The 18,613-nt window shown below is 65.2% G+C and carries 18 protein-coding genes; 11 read left to right on the top strand and 7 right to left on the bottom strand.

From position 1 onward, the window contains the following. Positions 1 to 29: 29 nt before the first annotated feature. The 8 genes from AB0L63_RS14975 to AB0L63_RS14940 all read left to right on the top strand — a co-directional run bounded on the left by AB0L63_RS14975 (position 30) and on the right by AB0L63_RS14940 (position 6,307). Complete coding sequence (locus AB0L63_RS14975; protein WP_364499972.1) at positions 30 to 1,280, top strand: saccharopine dehydrogenase NADP-binding domain-containing protein; 1,251 nt, start codon at positions 30 to 32, stop codon at positions 1,278 to 1,280. Between the two features lie 18 nt (positions 1,281 to 1,298). Then, complete coding sequence (locus AB0L63_RS14970; protein ID WP_364499969.1) at positions 1,299 to 1,931, top strand: class I SAM-dependent methyltransferase; 633 nt, start codon at positions 1,299 to 1,301, stop codon at positions 1,929 to 1,931. Between the two features lie 134 nt (positions 1,932 to 2,065). After that, positions 2,066 to 2,485 (top strand): hypothetical protein, encoded by a 420-nt coding sequence (locus tag AB0L63_RS14965; protein ID WP_364499966.1) that lies wholly within the window; start codon positions 2,066 to 2,068, stop codon positions 2,483 to 2,485. 3 nt (positions 2,486 to 2,488) lie between these two features. Continuing rightward, the gene (locus AB0L63_RS14960) at positions 2,489 to 3,154 is read left to right on the top strand and encodes a hypothetical protein (protein ID WP_364499963.1); all 666 of its coding nucleotides are present in this window, start codon (positions 2,489 to 2,491) and stop codon (positions 3,152 to 3,154) included. Then, positions 3,151 to 3,846, top strand: a complete 696-nt coding sequence (locus AB0L63_RS14955; RefSeq protein WP_364499960.1) for an ESX secretion-associated protein EspG — start codon at positions 3,151 to 3,153, stop codon at positions 3,844 to 3,846. The genes AB0L63_RS14960 and AB0L63_RS14955 overlap by 4 nt, the downstream gene beginning before the upstream one ends. A gap of 137 nt (positions 3,847 to 3,983) precedes the next feature. Beyond that, complete coding sequence (locus AB0L63_RS14950) at positions 3,984 to 4,829, top strand: polyphosphate kinase 2 family protein (RefSeq protein WP_364499957.1); 846 nt, start codon at positions 3,984 to 3,986, stop codon at positions 4,827 to 4,829. A gap of 126 nt (positions 4,830 to 4,955) precedes the next feature. After that, the gene (locus AB0L63_RS14945; RefSeq protein ID WP_364499955.1) at positions 4,956 to 5,744 is read left to right on the top strand and encodes a thioredoxin domain-containing protein; all 789 of its coding nucleotides are present in this window, start codon (positions 4,956 to 4,958) and stop codon (positions 5,742 to 5,744) included. Further along, the gene (locus AB0L63_RS14940; RefSeq protein WP_364499952.1) at positions 5,741 to 6,307 is read left to right on the top strand and encodes a vitamin K epoxide reductase family protein; all 567 of its coding nucleotides are present in this window, start codon (positions 5,741 to 5,743) and stop codon (positions 6,305 to 6,307) included. The genes AB0L63_RS14945 and AB0L63_RS14940 overlap by 4 nt, the downstream gene beginning before the upstream one ends. Here AB0L63_RS14940 and AB0L63_RS14935 read toward each other — a convergent pair. After that, the gene (locus AB0L63_RS14935; protein WP_364499949.1) at positions 6,304 to 7,419 is read right to left on the bottom strand and encodes a trypsin-like peptidase domain-containing protein; all 1,116 of its coding nucleotides are present in this window, start codon (positions 7,417 to 7,419) and stop codon (positions 6,304 to 6,306) included. The two genes, AB0L63_RS14940 and AB0L63_RS14935, sit on opposite strands and share 4 nt — an antisense overlap. Before the next feature lie 139 nt (positions 7,420 to 7,558). On the opposite strand from AB0L63_RS14935, the gene AB0L63_RS14930 reads away from it, so the two are divergent. Next, positions 7,559 to 8,611 (top strand): NAD(P)-dependent alcohol dehydrogenase, encoded by a 1,053-nt coding sequence (locus AB0L63_RS14930; protein WP_364499946.1) that lies wholly within the window; start codon positions 7,559 to 7,561, stop codon positions 8,609 to 8,611. 51 nt (positions 8,612 to 8,662) lie between these two features. Then, entirely contained in the window at positions 8,663 to 9,865 is a 1,203-nt protein-coding gene (locus tag AB0L63_RS14925; protein WP_364499944.1) for an AI-2E family transporter, read from the top strand. Here the strand turns inward: AB0L63_RS14925 and AB0L63_RS14920 are convergent, their stop codons facing one another. Further along, positions 9,866 to 11,167 carry a condensation domain-containing protein gene (locus AB0L63_RS14920; protein ID WP_364499941.1) on the bottom strand — a complete coding sequence of 434 codons (1,302 nt, stop codon included), beginning with the start codon at positions 11,165 to 11,167 and terminating at the stop codon, positions 9,866 to 9,868. Between the two features lie 124 nt (positions 11,168 to 11,291). On the opposite strand from AB0L63_RS14920, the gene AB0L63_RS14915 reads away from it, so the two are divergent. After that, complete coding sequence (locus tag AB0L63_RS14915) at positions 11,292 to 11,864, top strand: TetR/AcrR family transcriptional regulator (protein ID WP_364499938.1); 573 nt, start codon at positions 11,292 to 11,294, stop codon at positions 11,862 to 11,864. A gap of 118 nt (positions 11,865 to 11,982) precedes the next feature. Here AB0L63_RS14915 and AB0L63_RS14910 read toward each other — a convergent pair whose 3' ends face one another. The 5 genes from AB0L63_RS14910 to aceA all read right to left on the bottom strand — a co-directional run bounded on the left by AB0L63_RS14910 (position 11,983) and on the right by aceA (position 18,244). Beyond that, positions 11,983 to 12,549, bottom strand: coding sequence for a TetR/AcrR family transcriptional regulator (locus AB0L63_RS14910; protein WP_364499936.1), 567 nt, complete (start codon positions 12,547 to 12,549; stop codon positions 11,983 to 11,985). After that, complete coding sequence (locus AB0L63_RS14905; RefSeq protein WP_364499933.1) at positions 12,549 to 12,968, bottom strand: VOC family protein; 420 nt, start codon at positions 12,966 to 12,968, stop codon at positions 12,549 to 12,551. The genes AB0L63_RS14910 and AB0L63_RS14905 overlap by 1 nt, the downstream gene beginning before the upstream one ends. A gap of 108 nt (positions 12,969 to 13,076) precedes the next feature. Beyond that, a complete protein-coding gene (metE, locus tag AB0L63_RS14900; protein WP_364499930.1) occupies positions 13,077 to 15,383 on the bottom strand; it encodes a 5-methyltetrahydropteroyltriglutamate--homocysteine S-methyltransferase in 2,307 nt (768 codons plus the stop codon). 452 nt (positions 15,384 to 15,835) lie between these two features. Continuing rightward, on the bottom strand, positions 15,836 to 16,708 hold the full coding sequence (locus tag AB0L63_RS14895; RefSeq protein WP_364499927.1) for a 3-hydroxybutyryl-CoA dehydrogenase: 873 nt from the start codon (positions 16,706 to 16,708) through the stop codon (positions 15,836 to 15,838). 246 nt (positions 16,709 to 16,954) lie between these two features. After that, on the bottom strand, positions 16,955 to 18,244 hold the full coding sequence (gene aceA, locus AB0L63_RS14890; protein ID WP_364499925.1) for an isocitrate lyase: 1,290 nt from the start codon (positions 18,242 to 18,244) through the stop codon (positions 16,955 to 16,957). Between the last annotated feature and the right edge of the window lie 369 nt (positions 18,245 to 18,613).

The following is an 18,613-nucleotide window of genomic DNA, read 5'->3' as shown; positions in this document are numbered from 1 at the left end:
CCACCACAGCGGCTATCGAACGGAAGACCATGGCAGACCACCGAGAATTCGACCTAGTGCTGTTCGGCGCGACGGGTTTCGTCGGCAAGCTCACCGCGCAGTATCTGCTCGGCGCGGCGCCCGCCGAGGCGCGCATCGCGCTGGCGGGACGTTCGCTCGACAAATTGACAATGGTCCGTGACGAACTCGGCCCGGCCGCAGCGAATTGGGGTCTGGTGGTTGCCGATTCGACCGACCAAGACGCACTCGACGCACTGGCCGTACGGACCACGGTCGTGGTGACCACCGTCGGCCCCTATCTGCGCTATGGCATGCCGCTGGTGGCCGCGTGCGCGAAGGCCGGGACCCACTACGCGGACCTCACCGGTGAGCCGCTGTTCATCCGGGACGCGATCGACCGGTATCACGAGCAGGCGGTGCAGACCGGCGCGAAGATCGTGAATTCCTGTGGCTACGACTCGATTCCGTCGGATCTGAGCGTGTACCAGCTATACAAGCGCACGGTCGCGGACAGTACCGGCGAGCTCGCGGACACCACCCTGATCGCGTCGATGAAGGGCGGGGTGAGCGGCGGCACCATCGACTCGGGCCGGGCCATGATGGAGGCCATCGCGGCCGATCCGGCCAAGGGTTCGGTGCTGAGCCACCCATACTCGCTCAGCGCAGACAAGTCGATGGAACCCGATGTGGGCCGGCAAACCGATCAGGCGCTGCAGCGCGCCAGCAGCATCGATCCCACCCTGGACGGGTGGGTCGGCACCTTCGTCATGGCCGCGCACAACACCAAGATCGTGCGTCGCACCAATGGCCTGCTCGGCTGGGTCTACGGCAAGAACTTCCGCTACCGCGAGGTGATGAGCGCGGGCAAGTCGGCCGCGGCGCCGCTGGTTGCCGCCGGTATGGCCGGCGGCATCGTGGCGGCGGGGGCGGCCGGCGCGGTGCTGTCGCGAGTCGCGGTGGGGCGCAAGCTGCTCGACCGGATCGTGCCCAAGCCCGGCACCGGACCGAGCGAACAGGCGCGCACCAGTGGCTGGTTCACCATGAAGACCTACGCGCGCACGTCGTCGGGCGCGAAATACGTGGCTACATTCTCCGGCACCGGCGATCCCGGCTACCAGGCCACCCCCGTCATGCTCGGACAGGCCGGACTGTGCCTGGCCCTCGATGGCGCCGAACTGCCCGAATTGGCGGGCATCCTCACCCCCGCGGCCGCAATGGGCGATGCACTCACCGACCGGTTGCGCGCCACGGGCATGACCATCGCGGTCGAGCGCACATAGCGGGCACGAGGCGGTCTGGTGAATCTCGCTCGACGGACGATGAATGCCCCGGCGCTTGCCGCGATCTATGAGAAGGCTTGGCGGCCTGCGTTGTTCTATCTGGCCAGTGGTCGCACCACCGCTGCCGACCGCCGTGACGCGGTTACCACGCTGCGTCTCGACGGGTCCAAGAAGGTGCTCGATATCGCTTGTGGCCCAGGCAACTTCACCCGATATCTGAGCAATGCCCTCGACCGCGACGGCTATACCATCGGGCTGGACTACTCCGAGCCGATGCTCGCCCGAGCCATCGCCGATAACGCGGGTCCGCGCGTCGGCTATCTGCGCGGCGACGCGCGCACCCTGCCCTTCGCCGACGGCACCTTCGATGCTGTCTGCTGCTTCGGGGCGCTCTACCTGATCCCCGACCCGATCGCGGCGACCCGCGAAATGATCCGGGTCCTCGCCCCCGGCGGGCGCATCGCCATCACCACCAGCCATCGCACCGACGACCCGTGCGGCCAGGCGAGCCGAGTCGTCGGCGGGTGGAGCGGATTGCGTGTCTTCGGCAGCACGACCTTCCCGAAGCTGTTCGCCGAAGCGGGCCTGATCGATATAGATCAACAGGTCCATCGCCTCCTGCAATACGTCAGCGCCACCCGCCCGCTCTAGGGATCGCTCTGTCGTGCGCCACATCACCATGGCGCGACGATCGGGACACGCACAAGCGGGTTACACCGGTCGGTACCGAACGGTAAAGTGCCCGCAAGTGCGGTGGGTGGACCGAACGTGAGGGGGCGACCCAGATGGCGGTACCTGATACCGGTCAGCGGATGGCAAGGCAGTTGTATGCCGCCGCCATCGGAACCAGCGGCGGCGACCCCTTCGAATTGGCCGAGCATGTCGCCGAAAACCTCGCCGCCGCATGCGACAAGTTGGTCGAGGACCTACAAAAGGCCACGGCCACTGGACATCTCGTCACCGAGGTATCCGGTTTTCCCGATCTACCGACGGGACATGGCCTGGCAAAAGGCTTCGGCGACAAGGGCACTCAATTCCTCGACACCGTCACGGCGTTCCAGGAAACGGCCCTGCTGTACAAGGCCGCCTATCTGGCCGCGGGTAAACGTTTCGATGATGCCGAGGCCGCGAACCGCGCCGCGCTGCAACTGATCACCGAGTACCTGGAGTCGCCGCGCGGCGAACAGACCGACGGAAACCACTGACCCATGGCCGATTCCGTCATCAGGGCAGCCGCCGACGCCATTCGGGTCCAGCAGCGTGCCGTCGCCGCATCCGCCGGATCAGCAAGCGGCGGAACCGATCCCCCGTACGCACCCGAACGCGAACTGTTCGGCGCCTACTCGCACCAGGAGATCTGGGATCTGGTGCACGAGGTTATCGATCCCGCCGCCCTCGGCCGGGTCGCCGATGCCTGGCACGCCAATGCCACCGCGGTCGCCGAGGCATTCCAAGCCTTCTCCGATGCCACCAATCGCGAATTCGCACACTGGTCCGGACGTTCGGCCGATGCCGCGCTGCGCGCCACCCGCGAATTCGTCCACGCCGGCACGGAGGTGCACGATATCTGCTGCGCGGTACAGCGCCTGATGGAGCTCAATTCCGATGCGGCGCAGACCATCCGAGCGGCGATTTCGCCGCCGCCGCAGTATCGTGCTCTGGAAGATCCAGCCGCCGAGGCGATCCACGGCGGACAACGCAGGATGGACCACGACATGGCCGCTGCTACGGCGCAGGCCGACGTCCAGGACACGATGACCTATGTCTACACCCCGATCATGCCCGCATCCGGCGATCGTGTCCCCCGATTCACCTCACCGCCCGACGGACCACAGATCGCGCGGCCGAATGCCGGCAGCGGGGGCGCACGGTGAAATGGGTATTCACCCCGGACGAATTCACGCATGTCTGGGAGAACGAAACGAGTCTGGACCGACGCCCCTACCCGATCAATCTGGCGCCCGCCGCCACGGTTCGCACCGAATCCGAGTACACCGCACTGCGACTACCCCAGCGCTTCGCCCGCCAGGCCGATCCCGATCTGGCCGCCGCACTCATGCTGTGCGCGCGTCCCGACGCCACCACCATCACCATCTCCGGTGAGTCGGGCGCCCGGCGGATCCTGATTTTCGCCGCGGTAGTGCACAAACACGCGAGCATCCTGATCGCCGATATCGACAAGGTGACGGTACGCATGTCCCACGCCCGCAACCTCGGCAGACATCTCGTCGAGATCATCGGCTCGGCCCAGCCCGGCAAGCTGGCGCCCATGCGGGAGCCGCAGGACGCGGTACTGAACTCCGAGGAAGGCGATAGCGCGACCAACGGCCATCGCCGCGCCGCCCGATTCCGCCAGACCCTCCGAAAACCGGTGGACGGTCGCGGCTTCGTCACCGTGACCGTGGAACCGGAAAACCCGATGTCCCCGCCCACCCGCCACCGCAGCTGGCTCGATTTCACCGGCGACGGACGCTATCTGCTCACCACCTCGCACGAACTGACCCTGACCCCGGTCACCGACGAAGAGTTCGCCGACCAACTGCTCCGCCTGGCTCAGATCAACTGACTGCCACGCAGTTGAGCAATCCCCACGTCACAGTATCCGCAACCACAACGGAGCGAGTCTTACGAGCGAGGAGTTCGCGGCCCGTCTCGCGTCCGCGCCGCAGGCGCGGCAATCAGACACAGCCATAAGATATATCGATGGCGAAGAAATGGTCTCTGCCGCCCATCGAGTCCTTGCGGGCCGATGGCCTGCGCATAGCTGATCTCGACGCCGGCGGTACGCCCGGATTCGAAGGTGACAAGAACGAAGGTCTGGACCTACTCACCGAACGCACCGCCGTGCTGTCGGATCTGCAGGAGAAGCTCTACGCCAACGGCCGTTCCGGCGATACCCGCAACGTGCTGCTGGTGCTGCAGGGGATGGATACCGCGGGCAAGGGCGGCATCGTCCGGCACGTTATCGGCTCGGTGGATCCACAGGGCGTCGACCACGTCTCCTTCGGCGTCCCGACCGAGGAGGAGAAGCGCCACCACTACCTGTGGCGCATCCGCAAGGCACTGCCGCGCGGTGGTCAACTCGGCGTCTTCGACCGCTCGCACTATGAGGATGTGCTCATCGTGCGGGTGCACAATCTGGTGCCGCCGGAGGTATGGGAACCACGCTACGACGAGATCAACGCCTTCGAGCGAGAACTGCTCGACCAGGGCACGACACTGGTGAAGGTCGCCATGTTCGTCTCGCTCGACGAGCAGAAGAAGCGACTGCGCGAACGTCTGGACCGACCCGATAAGTACTGGAAGTTCAACCCCGCCGATATCGATGAACGTGGCTACTGGTCCGCCTATCAAGAGGCCTATCAGGTCATGCTGGACCGCACCTCGACCGATTACGCCCCATGGCATGTGCTCCCGGCAGACCGCAAGTGGTTCGCCCGCCTCGCGATCACCGAACTGCTCATCGACGCACTCGACCGGCTGAAACTCGACTGGCCTCCGGCCCGGTTCGATATCGAGGAGCAGCGGCGCCGCCTCGCCCACGCCTGACCAAGGTTCCTCTCAGGTTGACCACGGATGATGTGGCCGTACCCGTCCACGCCCCGGGACAGTTCCGGATCTACCATCGTGGCGGCAGGAAACCGGCAGGCAAGCGAAAGGCGTGGTGAACGCACGGTGAGCAAGAAACCGGGTGGTAAATCGAATCCGCTCGCGGCGGCAGAGCGCGCCGACCGCAACCGCAAGATCCTGATCCAGGTGGGCGTAGCCATCGTGCTGGTCGGGCTCATCGCGGCGATCGGCATCGGCATCGCGGTGAAGAACGCCAAGAAGAACGACCTGGGCGCCACCCCGTCCATCGCCGCCACCGCGAGTCAACTGGCCAACGGCGCCACTGCCACCATCGCCGACAACGGCGCGGTCCGCATCGGCAAGCCCGACGCGAAGGTGACCGTCCGCGTGATCGCCGACCTGCAGTGCCCAGCCTGCAAGGGCTTCGAGACGGCCAACGCCCAAGCCATCAAGGATGCCGTCGACAACGGCACGGCCATCGTCGAGTACAACATCCTCGCGTTCCTGGACAGGTTCTCCACCACGAAGTACTCCTCGCGCGCGGCCAATGCGGCCTACTGCGTCGCCACGGCGGATCCGTCGAAGTACCTCGAGTGGCTGACCACCATGTTCGACCAGCAGCCCCCCGAGGGCAGTGCGGGTCTGACCGATGACCGGCTGATCGAAATCGCCAAGAGCGTCGGCCTTCCGGATTCGGTCGGGCAGTGCATCAAGGACAACAGCTACAGCAAGTACATCGAGGCCAAGACCAAGGACGTGCTGACCAGCGGAGTGCAATCGACCCCGACGATCTTCGTCAACGGCAAGCAGCTGAGCGGCCAGGACCTCGCCTTGCCGTCCGGTCAGTTCAAGCCCGACGCGATGGCAGCGATCATCGCCGCTGCGGCCAAGTGAACAACACCTCTGCCAGAGCCGCCTGGGTGTTGCTGATCGGCGGGCTGGCCGGCTGGCTTGCCTCGGTCACGCTGACCGTTGAGCGGTTCAAGTTGTTCACCGATCCGAGCTATCGGCCCTCGTGCAGCATCAACCCGATCCTGTCTTGCGGCAGTGTGATGACCACCGAGCAGGCCGCCAGATTCGGATTCCCCAATCCGATCATCGGCATCGTCGGCTTCTCGGTGGTGGTCACCCTGGCGGTGCTCGCGGTCGCCAATGTGCGCTTTCCGCGCTGGATCTGGGGCGGGCTGTGGGTGGGGACCGCGCTCGGCACGATCTTCATCTGCTGGCTGATCTTCCAGAGCCTGTACCGGATCGGCGCGCTGTGCCCGTACTGCATGGTGGTGTGGGCGATCATCACACCGCTGCTCGCGGTGGCCACCGAGCAGGTGTGGGGTGCTGCGCGCGGGCCGATGCGGATCGTCGTCGAGTGGCGGTGGACCTTCGTCGCGGTGTTCTACGCCGTGGCGCTGCTGCTGGTCTTCCTGGAGTTCCAGGATTACTGGCTGTCGCTGGTCTAGTTCGGGGTGCCGAGCGCGAGCACCACAGTGACCGTGCGCTGCGCTCCGTCCGCATCGAGAATACCCAGCGCAACAGTGTCATCCGGCGTGTGCACATTGATCGCCGCCCGCAATGCCTTCGCGCTGGTGATGTCACGACCGTCGATCGAGGTGATCACATCGCCCTCGATGAGTCCGGCGGCGTAGGCCGGTAATCCGTACAGCGCGACATCGATCCGTGCCCCACTCGGTTTCGCATCGGAGATCAGCACACCGAGCGTCGCGGTCGGCCCGATGTGCACGGATTCGGTGGGCGTACCGGAACGGATCTGGCCCACGACCCGCATCGCGGTGTCGATCGGCACCGCATAGCCGTTCGGGCTGTGCCCGACCTCGCGTGCGTTCCCACCCGACGCGGCGGTGATCACGCCGACCACAGTGCCGCCCGGGTCGGCGAGCGCACCGCCGGACTGTCCGGCGGTGACCGGAGCGGCGATCTCCACCATCCCGGTCAGCGGCTTGCGGGTCAGATCGGAGGAATTGAGCGCGACGATCGTGCTGTTCAGATCGGTGATACTGCCCTGGATCGAGGTCGGAATGCCGCCCGCGCCGCCGGCATTGCCGATGGCGAGCACCTTCTCGCGGACGCGCAGTTCGGCGGAGCTGCCGATGCGCGCGATCGTCAGATCGGTGGCGCCGGTGAGTTCCAGCAGCGCGATATCCGCGCCGGCGTCGTAGCCGAGCACCTTCGCGTCGTAGACCGTGCCGTTGCCGACATCGGTGACCGTCACGATCTCGGCGCCCTTGACCACATGATGGCTGGTCAGCACCTGTCCGTCGGCGGTGAGCACGATCCCGGTGCCGGCCGCGGCGACTCCGAACGGCCGCGAGGACGCGTTGATATTCACCAGTGCCGGTTCAACGGCGTGCGCGACCGCCACCGGATCCAGCGCCGGTAGCGGCTCGAGCAGCGCGGGCGCGGAGCTGTCCGCACCCGAGGACGACCAGTCGGGCAGCTCACCCCGGAAGCCGATGAATGCCGCCACGGCGAGCAGGAGGGCCACCAAGAGCGCCAGCGCACGCCCGCCACCGGCTCGCTGCCCCTCGGGCGCGCGGTGCCGCTCGTCGTCCATGCCGCTCTCCCGCCTCCGGCTGGGCCTTTGACCAATTCCATTGTGGCCGCAGACCTGTGCGGTAGATCAGAAAATGGCGCGCACACTTTCTCGGGCGTGGGTTTGGCAAACCTCCGCATGCGACGGTATGCATGTAAGCATGAGCGTTGTTGCTGCTTACGCGATACCCGCGCCCGACGGGCACTTCGAGAAGCTCACCATCGAGCGGCGGGAGCTCGGGCCGCGCGATGTACTGATAGACGTCAAATACGTGGGTATCTGCCACTCCGATATCCACACCGCCCGCGACGAATGGGGCGGCGCCATATACCCATGCGTCCCCGGCCACGAGATCGCGGGCATTGTCGCCGCGGTCGGCTCCGAAGTGACCAGGCATCGGGTCGGCGATCGCGTCGGCGTCGGCTGCATGGTCGATTCCTGCGGTGTCTGCGGTCCCTGTCTGGCCAATGAGGAGCAGTACTGCGACAACGGTGCCACGATGACCTACAACAGCCCGGTGGACGCGTCCATCCAGCCGGGTGGTTACACGATGGGTGGCTATTCGACCCAGGTCGTGGTGACCGAGAACTTCGTGCTCGCCATTCCGGAGGGCATCGGACTCGATGTGGCGGCGCCGCTACTGTGCGCGGGCGTCACACTGTTCTCCCCGCTGCGGCACTGGAATGCCGGGCCGGGTAAGCAGGTCGCGATCATCGGCATGGGTGGACTCGGACACGTCGGGGTGAAGATCGCCGCGGCGATGGGAGCCGAGGTCACCGTGCTGAGCCATTCGCTCGCCAAGCAGGACGACGGCAAACGGTTCGGCGCGGACCACTACTACGCGACCGGCGACAAGCAGACCTTCCGCGAACTGCGCAACCGCTTCGATCTGATCCTCAATACGGTCTCGGCCGATCTGCCGATCGATAACTACCTGCGCCTGCTGAAGCTGGACGGCACCCTGGTGATTCTCGGCCTGCCCGAGAACCCGTTGAGCGTCAAGCCTTTCACCCTCACCGGATACCGGCGGGCGCTGGCCGGCTCGATGATCGGCGGTATCGCGCAGACCCAGGAGATGCTGAACTTCTGCGCCGCACACGGGATCGGTGCGGAGATCGAGTTGATCTCGGCCGACGAGATCGATGGCGCGTACGACCGGGTCGTCGCTAGTGATGTGCGGTACCGGTTCGTCATCGACGCCTCGACGATCTAGTTGGTCCGTGTCGTTGCGCCGATTCGTCGCCGGTTCACCTAGCTTGGCGGTGTGTCTGCGGATGAAGAGCAATCCCCGCCCACCGAAACGGCGGCGGTCAGCGCCGATGTGAACGGGGGGCCGCCACCGTGGCTGTTGCGGGCATTCCTGCTCGCGGCGGCGACGGTGGCCGGGTTGATGTTCGGCTTCTGGATTCTGCAGAAATTGCAGGGTTTCCTGCTGGTACTGCTGGTTTCGCTGTTCCTGGCCTTCGCCATCGAGCCGGCGGTGAATTGGCTTGCCGCGCGCGGGGTACGACGTGGGCTGGCGACCGGGCTGGTTTTCCTGATTCTGACCGTGGTCACCGTAGCGTTCGTGTGGACACTCGGCGCTTTGCTGATCGATCAGGTCACCACGTTGGTCAAGAACGTGCCCGACAATGTGGATCAGGTCATCGATTGGGTCAATCGCACCATCGAGACGAATCTGTCCAGCGATGATCTGCGGAAGTACCTCGGCGAGTGGAGTTCCACCATCGACCGCTATCTGGTCGGGCTGGCGGGCAATGCCTGGGGTGTCGGTACCGCCGCGATCGGCGCCATCTTCCAGGTCCTCGGCGTGCTGTTGTTCACCTATTATTTCGCCGCCGACGGACCGCGTTTCCGCAATGCGGTCTCCTCGCTGCTGCCGCCGAGCCGCCAGCGACATGTGTTGCGCGCCTGGGATATCGCCGTCGAAAAGACCGGCGGCTATATCTATTCGCGCGCACTGCTCGCGCTGTGCTCGACGATCGCGCACTATATCGCGCTGCGCATTCTCGATGTGCCGTCCGCATTCGCGCTCGCGCTGTGGGTCGGCGTTGTCTCGCAGTTCATTCCGACCGTCGGCACCTATCTCGCCGGTGCGCTGCCGGTGCTCGTCGCGCTGGTGCACAGCCCATCCACCGCGCTGTGGGTTCTGGGCTTCATCGTGGTCTACCAGCAGTTCGAAAACTATGTCCTGCAACCGAGAATCACCGCGACCACGCTGGATATGCATCCGGCCGTCGCCTTCGGCGCGGTTATCGCGGGTGCGGCGATACTCGGGCCGACCGGTGCGCTGCTAGCGATTCCGGTCACCGCGACGGTGCAGGCATTCGCAAGCGCCTATATCCGTCGCTACGAGGTCGAGGCGGACGGCGATGTCGAAAAGCCCGAGCGGCCGCCGAAGAAACAGCGAAAATGGGCGCGTCAGTTGACCATTCACCGCACGGGCCGCGATCGGCCGCGGGAGTGATCAGGCGGCGCTGATGCCTTGCAGTGCGTCGATGAATGCCGAGCTGATCTTGCCCATCTGGGCGCGGCTGTACCGGGCGGTGTCGTATTCGACCTGGATGGTCAGCCGCTCACCGACGGTGAAGACGGTGAGCTTCGGCGGCATGCCGGGGCCCATGGCGTAGATCTCGTCGCGAATGTGGCGGATACCCTCCGGGGTCGAATGTGCAGGCAGGCGACCGATATTGGAGATGGCCACGGTCGGCGTGGCCGCGAAGATCGCGGCGGTCGTCTCGTCCTGGACGCGCTGGGATGCGAGCAGGAAGATGGGGGCTTCGCGTTGTTCCCGTGCGGTCGCCATACCCGCGGCCACCTCGTGTGCGATATCGATCGGGTCCGCGTTATCGGCCACCAGGGCGAATGTGCCCACGCCGGAAGCGCAATTCAGGATCGTATGCGCGGACAGGGGTGGGTTCAGCTCGGATCGCACATCCGCCGCGTGGCCGCAGAGTACCGGGAGCTTTCCCGTCGCGGGTTCGAGCTGGGAGCGGAATGCGACGAGTGCGGCACCGCCGAGCAGGCTGTTGACCGAAAGCCCGTGCGCCCCCGCAGCGGCGATCAGATCCCGGGTTTCATTGGTATCCAGTTCGATTCGTTGCAGCGCGAACCGGCCGAGCGGATCGTCGCCGATCCCGTCACCGTCGATCGGCAAGCTGCGCGGAGCCGATTCCGGACTCATCGTCGCGGCACCGGCCCGGATCTGGTCGAGCCAGCCGGCCACCTCGGCATCCGAGACAACCTCGGCAAGCCGAGCATCGATGCTCTCCGGCAGTTCCTGATCGGAATCCGACTGTGACAGTGCGGTTCCCGTCGCATGTGCGGTGTAGCGCTGCCACAGCTGCGCGAGTAGCGCGAAAGCCGATCGGCCATCAGCGATTCCGTGATGAATGACCAGGATGATCCGATCGCGGTCACCATCGCGGAGCAGGTGGGCGTGGAACAGGCCGTCGCGCCAATCCTGTGGTCTATTGACCAAATTCAGGTACTCGGCTTCACCGCCATCGGCGATATCGAGGCGCGGCCGGTAGGCATCGTCCCGGCGCAGATACCGCGTGCCATCGGCATCGGTCACCGGCTTGCTGCGCAGCAGTGGATGCTGGGCCGCCAGTTCATCGAGCACTCGGCGCAGGATTTCGATATCCAGCAGGCCGTGCACGGTGGATCCGATGAACACGGGCATACCGGCGGCCGGCACGCTGCCGAGGCGGGTTTCGGTGCCGAAATAGGTGAGCTCGAGGGGAGAAAGCGCTCGCTGTGCGGTCATTGGTCGTCTCGTACTTCCATGTGGTGGAGCGGGCTACGACCTCAACATACAACTGTTTCAAACGCTTGTCACAAACAATTGTTTGAAGCGTGCGTCACAAACAGATGTATGCCACCCTGATAGCGTGGGAACCCGAGAAGATCTGCTCGCCGCGGCCAAGCAATGCCTGGCCGAACGCGGCTATGCGCGCACCACCGTGCGGGATATCGTGACCGCCTCCGGCACCAATCTGGCCGCCATCAACTACCACTTCGGCACCCGCGACAAGCTGCTCAACCAGGCGATGATGGAATCGAGCGCCGATGCGGTACAGCAGATCCTTGATTCACTGCCCGCCCACGACGCCGCGGATCCGACCGCGCGGTTGCGGGACTTCTTCCAGCAGCTGATCACCTCGTTCAGCGAGCAGCACGCACTCTGGACCGCCAATGCGGAAGGTCTGATCCAGGCGCTGCACTCCCCTGAACTGCGTGCCGAACTGGGCTCCGCTCAGCAACAGGCGCGCGCCGGGCTGGCCGACCTGTTCGGTCCCGGCGCGGCGGATCCGCAACTCGGCGCCGTCCTGCAAACCATGCTCGGCGGCCTGCTGACCCAACACCTGGTCGACCCGGAACACGCCCCTACCGCCACCGACATCACCGCAGGTCTGCGTACCCTCGCCACGCTGCTGTCACCCGCCGACCAGCGCCCCGGCTGATCGCGAACTATCCATGCCCGAGCAGCTTCGCTCGGCATGCCATATCAGCACTCTTCGCCCCACTGCCGATGCCTCGCGAACTCGCTGCGCGAATATCGCCGGGCTCGGACTCGGGCGGTCAGCGGGCGATAGCGCGGAGCACGGCATCGACCGACTGGTCGGCGAGGGGGTCGGTCAGCGGTAGATGGCCGAAGAGGGCGCGATAGTAGATCGGGGCGGCGACCGCGTCCAAGACGAAATCGAGATCGATATCCGGATCGATCTCGCCTCGATGGATGGCCGACTCCAGAGCGATCGCGGTGGTTCGCCTGCGCGGTTCGAATACCGTTGCCAGGAAATGCGCCCGGAGCTCCGGGTCGTTAGCGAGATCCGCCACCAGGGCCGGCAATACGTGACTCAGCGAGGTATCGCATAGTGCGGCAACCAGATTGCGCATTGCGCTGGTCAGATCGCCGCGCAGGTCGCCGGTATTCGGCGTCGGTTGCAAACCGAGCAGGTCGGCGACCACCTCGACAACGAGGTGGCGTTTCGACGGCCAGCGGCGGTAGATCGCCGGGCGATGCAGACCGGCTCTGGCTGCCACCTGGCCGATGGACAGTTCGGCATAACCGTTCTCGTCCAACAGCTCTCGCGCCGCGGCGAGTACCGCGGTATCGATGCGGTCCTCGCGCATGCGTCCCGGCATCAGAACACCGGACGCGGCATCAGGACGACTCGCCAGCCGTCCGGATCCGGAAAGGTCAAGCCGCCGTTGGCCGCCCAATACGGATTCTCGGCGGGAACCGGCTCCACACCGAATTCACCGAGGCGCTGTGCGACGTCGTACATCTGGGATTCGGTCGAAAAGTAAAGCACCAGTAGGTTTTCCGCGCTCGGCGCATCGCCCGGACTGCCGTCCACATGGGTGGTGAACTCCAGGTGGTATCCGGTTCCCGGCAATCCGAGCATCACGCCGTCGTAGCCTGCGTGATTTTCGAATCGGTAGAGCTCGCGCAGCCCCAACCCCTCGACGTAGAACCGCACGACCTCTACCAACCGATCGGTGGGCCTGGCGATTCGAACTTGGGCCACCGGTAACGACTCGGGCCATATCTGCTCAGTCATATCTCAACGATACGGTACGTACTGTACCGATTGCGTATGACATCCATCACCCGAGCCGAAAAGGCCGCCGCCATGTTCGAGACATAGCGGCGGCCTTCGTCTTCGGTACTACTCCGGCGGCGTGACCCGTCGACGAACACGGCGCGCGGCCGCGACCATATTGCGCAGCGAGGGCTCCAGCTGCCAGTAGTGCCGAGTCTTCAGACCACCGTCCGGATTCGCCCACAGGCGTTCCGGACTGACAGCTTCGGCTGCGGCCGTGAGCAATTCGTCGAGCTCATCGATATCCGGAATCCGCGCCGAACGACTCTCGTAGACACCCGGACCGACGCCATGACTCAGGCCGTGACCCGATGCGGAGTCTTCCTTGAGCGCCTTGAGCACCCATTCGATCGAGCGGGTCGCGACGATCGCGGTGACATCGGCATCGAGCTCCTCGATCGCGTCGACCACCTCGGTGCGACCGGAATAGCCGATATGCGTGTGGATCTGGGTCTCCGGTTTGACGCCGGAGGTGGCCAGGCGGAAGGCCGCGACCGCCCACCGCAGATATTCGGCGCGTCCCTGTGGACGCATGGGTAGCAGCTCGCGAATGGCGGGCTCGTCGACCTGGATGATCGAAATCCCGGCCCGTTCGAGATCCACGACCTCATCGCGAATGGCCAACGCGACCTGATCCGCGGTCTCATACAGCGGCTGATCCTGCCGCACGAAGGAACGCGCGATCATGCTGACCGGACCGGTGACCATGCCCTTGACCGGCTTATCGGTCAACGACTGGGCAAAGCTGATCCACTCGACCGACATCGGCGCGGGCCGCGAAACGTCACCGTAGATGATCGGCGGTCGCACACAACGGGATCCGTACACCTGCACCCAGCCGAAGTGGGTGGTCGCGAAGCCGTCGAGCAGCTCGGCGAAGTACTGGATCATGTCGTTGCGCTCGTGCTCACCGTGCACGAGCACATCGAGACCGATGTCCTCCTGCAGGCGGATCGTGGCCTCGATCTCGGCCTCGATCCGCTTGCGGTATTCGTCGTAGGACAGTTTGCCCTGCCCCAGGTCGTAGCGGGCCTGCCGAATCTTGTTCGTCTGTGGGAAGGAACCCAGCGTGGTCGCGGGCACCGACGGCAGATTCAGCTTGCGCTGCTGGGCCTCGCGGCGCACCTCATATGGCTCGCGCGTGCGCATATCGGGGGTGATCGCGTAGACCCGTTGCCGCACCGCATGTTTCTGCTTGAAATGCACCTCGGTGGGCCGCTTGCGCCACTTGTCCGAGGGTCCCTCGGTGAGGGCCTTGGCGAGTGAAACCACCTCGCCCACCTTCTGCTGCGCGAAGGCGAGGCGGTCGGCGACATAACCCTCGATCTCGTATTCGGCGAGCACGTCATACGGGACGTGCAGCAGTGTCGTGCCGGTGGACACCACCAGATCGGGGCACACCTTCGCCAATTCGTTGAGGTATTCCAGCGTCACATAGCGGTCCGCGCGCCACACATTCAGACCGCTGATCACGCCCGCGTACAGGCGTTTACGGCGAATGCCCGGAATCTGCGCGAGCTCTTCGGGCTGGATCCGATAGCTGGCCAGATCCAATCCGATGGCCTCGACATTGGTTTCGGCCAGGATGCGCAACGCCTCACCGAAATCGCCGTACTGCCCGGTGACCAGCATGCGCGGACGCAGCGCCGAGGTCGAAAGTCGTTGGTAGGCACGCTCGAACGCGGCCAGCTCCGCAGAGGTGCGCTCGCTGGTGAAGCACGGTTCGTCCAGCTGCACACAGGTAGACCCGCGTTTGGCGAGGATTTCGAACAGCTCCTCGTACACCGGGAGCAGCTTGTCCAGCAGGCTCAGTGTGTCGAAACCGCCTGCCTCACCGGGGATATGACCCGCCTTGGACAGCAGCAGCAGCGACACCGGGCCGACGACCACCGGGCGCAGCTCGATATCCCGGGCCCTGGCGCGATCCCATTCGTCCAGTAAAGCCTCAGGGTGCAGCGAGAATTCGGTGTTCTCGTCGAGTTCGGGCTGGCGGTAGTGGTAGTTGGTACCGAGGAACCGCACCAGCTCCAGCGGCGGCAGATCCGGACGGCCGCGCGCCATCAAGAAGTAGAAGTCCAGCGGGTGCAACTCGTCCTGGAACGGCTTGAATCGCGCTGGCACGGCACCGAACAGCAACGCATTGTCGAGAATGTGGTCGTAGAACGAGAAGGTGTTGCCCGGCACCTGGGTCAGACCGGTAGCGGCGAGACCGTTGTACTGCCGCTCCTGGATATCGCGCCCGACCGCGAGCAATTCGTCGCGGGAGATCCCGCCGTGCCAATAGCCCTCGAGGGCCCGCTTGAGTTCCCGGTGCGGCCCGATCCTCGGGTAGCCCAGAATGCTGGACCCGTATCCGTCCTGAACGTTGACCATGAGCGGGGTACTCCTTAATTTTGGCCGCGTGGCCGCGGCGTGTTCGCGGCCCCCTGGTGTCTCGCGAGCCGACCCTTTCGAGCGACCTGCAAGCAGTCGCTAGCGGCGCCGTCGAGACTCGCGCCTGCGGCGCATGCGCTTCGACGACTCGGCTGTGTTCGACGGCCGCACCTTCGGCGCGGACGCGAGACGGGCCGCGAACCGGTCGCTCGTAAGACTCGCTCCGTTGGGGTCGCCTGGGCGGGCAGTTCAGCAGTGGATGTATGCGTGACCGATAGTCGAGACTCGCGGCGATGGCGTATGGGCTTCGTCGACTCGGTCGAGTCGACCGCCACGCATCCGCGCGAACACCAGACGAGCCGCGAACTCCTCGCTCGTACGACTCGCTTCGTCATGCTTACCTGGGTACCGAACGGACCCCTGACACCCACAGGTTGCACGCTCGACTCAGCTCAAGCGCGGTTGTACTGGTAGAAGCCCGCGCCGGTCTTCTTGCCGAGCAGCCCGGCCTCCACCATGCGCATCAGCAGCGGCGGTGCCGAGTACAGCGGCTCCTTGAACTCCTGGTACATGGAGTCGGCAATGGACTTCACGGTGTCGAGGCCGACCAGGTCGGTCAGCGCCAGCGGACCCATCGGGTGGGCGCAGCCGAGCACCATCGCCTTGTCGACGTCTTCCTTGGTGGCGAAGCCGGATTCGACCATCCGGATGGCCGAGAGCAGGTACGGCACCAGCAGCGCGTTCACCACGAAGCCGGAGCGGTCGGCCGAGCGCACGACCTGCTTGCCGAGCACATCGCCGGCGAAGGTCTCGGCCCGCGCGGACACCGACTCGCTGGTCTTCAGCGTGGTGACCAGCTCGACCAGCGGCAGCACCGGCACCGGGTTGAAGAAATGCATGCCGACCACGCGCTCCGGGTTGGCAGTGGCGACGGCGATCTTCATGATCGGGATGGAGGAGGTGTTGGAGGCCAGTACGGCATCCGGATCGGTGACGACCTTGTCGAGTTCGGCGAAGATGGCGGTCTTCACCTTCTCGTCCTCTAGCACCGCCTCGACCACCAGCTGGCGGTCGGCGAAATCGCTGAGGTCGGAGGTGAACCGCAGCCGCCACGCGGCCTGTTCGCGTTCACGCTCGGTGATCTTGCCGCTGCTGACGCCACGGTCCAGCGAGCGCAGGATGCGAGCGCGGCCCGCCGCCGCTAGTTCCCGAGTCTGTTCGTAGACGAGCACGTCGATATGCGCCCTGGCACACACCTCCGCGATTCCCGCACCCATCTGGCCGGCGCCGATGATACCGACGCGCTGAATCTTCTCGCTGCTCACGTCCCGCTCCTGCTGGTTTTGTCTGGCTGTCGGGTGGCTGGTGGCGAAGGTCGCTCGGATGTGAGCGGATCCTTCGATCGTCCAAGGTATAGGGATGCCCTCCCCGCTGGGGCTGTTCAGCGGGGAGGGCGGTGTCCGATGGTCGCTCGTAAGACTCGCTCCGTCGGGATCGGTTCAGCATCGAACTCTGGTACACCCCGGTGTTCGACCGACTCAGACCGAGCGATGGCCATCGTTCACGTCAGCTCAGTGGAACTGCCCCTCTTCGGTGGACCCCTTCAGGGCCGCCGTCGAGGTGTTCGGGTCCACGGTGGTGGCGATGGTGTCGAAGTAGCCGGCACCGACCTCACGCTGGTGCTTGATCGCGGTGAAGCCGCGCTCGGCCGCGGCCTTGAACTCGCGCTCCTGCAAGTCGACGAAGGCGGTCATGCCCTCGCGGGCGTAGCCGTAGGCCAGGTCGAACATGCCGTAGTTGAGCGAGTGGAAGCCGGCCAGGGTGATGAACTGGAACTTGAAGCCCATCGCGCCGAGTTCACGCTGGAACTTCGCGATGGTCGCGTCGTCCAGATGCGCCTTCCAGTTGAAGGACGGCGAGCAGTTGTAGGCCAGCAGCTGATCCGGGAACTCGCCGCGGACGGCCTCGGCGAACTTGCGGGCGACCTCGAGGTCCGGCACACCGGTCTCCATCCAGATGAGGTCGGCGTAGGGGGCGTAGGCCTTGGCACGCGCGATGCAGGGCTCGATGCCGTTCTGCACACCGAAGAAGCCCTCGGCGGTGCGGGTGCCGTCCAGGAACTCACGGTCGCGCTCGTCCACGTCCGAAGTGATCAGAGTGGCGGCCTCGGCATCGGTGCGCGCGATGATGACCGAAGGCACGTCGGCGACGTCGGCCGCGAGACGCGCGGAGGTCAGGGTGCGGATGTGCTGCTGGGTCGGGATCAGCACCTTGCCGCCCAGGTGGCCACACTTCTTCTCGGAGGCCAGCTGGTCCTCCCAGTGCACACCGGCGGCACCGGCGGCGATCATGGCCTTCTGCAGTTCGTAGGCGTTCAGCGCGCCACCGAAGCCGGCCTCGGCGTCGGCGACGATCGGGGCCAGCCAGTTCTGGACGGAGGTGTCGCCCTCGACCTTGGCGATCTCGTCTGCGCGCAGCAGCGCGTTGTTGATGCGGCGGACCACGGACGGCACCGAGTTGGCCGGGTACAGCGACTGGTCCGGGTAGGTGTGGCCGGACAGGTTCGCGTCACCGGCGACCTGCCAACCGGACAGGTAGATGGCCTTCAGGCCGGCGCGGACCTGCTGGACCGCCTGGTTGCCGGTGAGGGCGCCGAGGGAGTTGATGTAGTCCTCGTTGTTGACGAGGTCCCAGAGGATCTCCGAGCCACGACGGGCGAGGGTGGCCTCTTCGACGACAGTGCCCTGCAGCTTCGACACCTGTTCGGCGGTGTAGTTGCGGGTGATGCCCTTCCAGCGCGGGTTGGTGTCCCAATCCTGCTGAATCTGCGCAGCGGTCTTCGGGGTGCCGACGTTCGACATCTCTGACTCCACTTCTTCGTTTCGGTGCCCCACGGTCGAGCATCGCTCGAGCTGCTGTGGCGGCAATTTGCAGGCTTGCTAGGCCCATGGGGTGTACTTCCACACGATGGCACACCAGGAAATAGCCGTCTACCTGTTGCAAGTGTGAATTCGAGTTAGGTTTCGACCAACCTTTGTTAACTCTGCGAAATTTGCCCGCGAATTGCGGACGTGCAACCTACCCGCCGGTAGCTCTGACGTGGGATTTTAGCGTAACGCTCGTACTGTTTGCGATCGCCCAACGCGTCGCCATCCGACACGCCAGGCATTCCGAATTGTGAGCACCTTCACAAACATCCGTGTGGCCGCCGCCACCTCGAGATGGGACGC

The organism is Nocardia sp. NPDC051990, from assembly GCF_040680755.1.
GTDB lineage: Bacteria > Actinomycetota > Actinomycetes > Mycobacteriales > Mycobacteriaceae > Nocardia.
The sequence above is the reverse complement of the archived record's forward strand: the minus strand, read 5'-3'. Positions and strand labels throughout refer to the sequence as shown.

Excerpts from the sequence above, each read along its gene's own strand:
- AB0L63_RS14950 (WP_364499957.1), top strand. The coding sequence starts at position 3,984 with ATGGCGAAGAAATGGTCTCTGCCGCCCATCGAGTCCTTGCGGGCCGAT.
- metE (WP_364499930.1), bottom strand. The coding sequence starts at position 15,383 with ATGGTCAACGTTCAGGACGGATACGGGTCCAGCATTCTGGGCTACCCG.
- AB0L63_RS14920 (WP_364499941.1), bottom strand. The coding sequence starts at position 11,167 with ATGACCGCACAGCGAGCGCTTTCTCCCCTCGAGCTCACCTATTTCGGC.
- AB0L63_RS14960 (WP_364499963.1), top strand. The coding sequence starts at position 2,489 with ATGGCCGATTCCGTCATCAGGGCAGCCGCCGACGCCATTCGGGTCCAG.
- aceA (WP_364499925.1), bottom strand. The coding sequence starts at position 18,244 with ATGTCGAACGTCGGCACCCCGAAGACCGCTGCGCAGATTCAGCAGGAT.
- AB0L63_RS14930 (WP_364499946.1), top strand. The coding sequence starts at position 7,559 with ATGAGCGTTGTTGCTGCTTACGCGATACCCGCGCCCGACGGGCACTTC.
- AB0L63_RS14905 (WP_364499933.1), bottom strand. The coding sequence starts at position 12,968 with ATGACTGAGCAGATATGGCCCGAGTCGTTACCGGTGGCCCAAGTTCGA.
- AB0L63_RS14910 (WP_364499936.1), bottom strand. The coding sequence starts at position 12,549 with ATGCCGGGACGCATGCGCGAGGACCGCATCGATACCGCGGTACTCGCC.
- AB0L63_RS14965 (WP_364499966.1), top strand. The coding sequence starts at position 2,066 with ATGGCGGTACCTGATACCGGTCAGCGGATGGCAAGGCAGTTGTATGCC.
- AB0L63_RS14935 (WP_364499949.1), bottom strand. The coding sequence starts at position 7,419 with ATGGACGACGAGCGGCACCGCGCGCCCGAGGGGCAGCGAGCCGGTGGC.
- AB0L63_RS14975 (WP_364499972.1), top strand. The coding sequence starts at position 30 with ATGGCAGACCACCGAGAATTCGACCTAGTGCTGTTCGGCGCGACGGGT.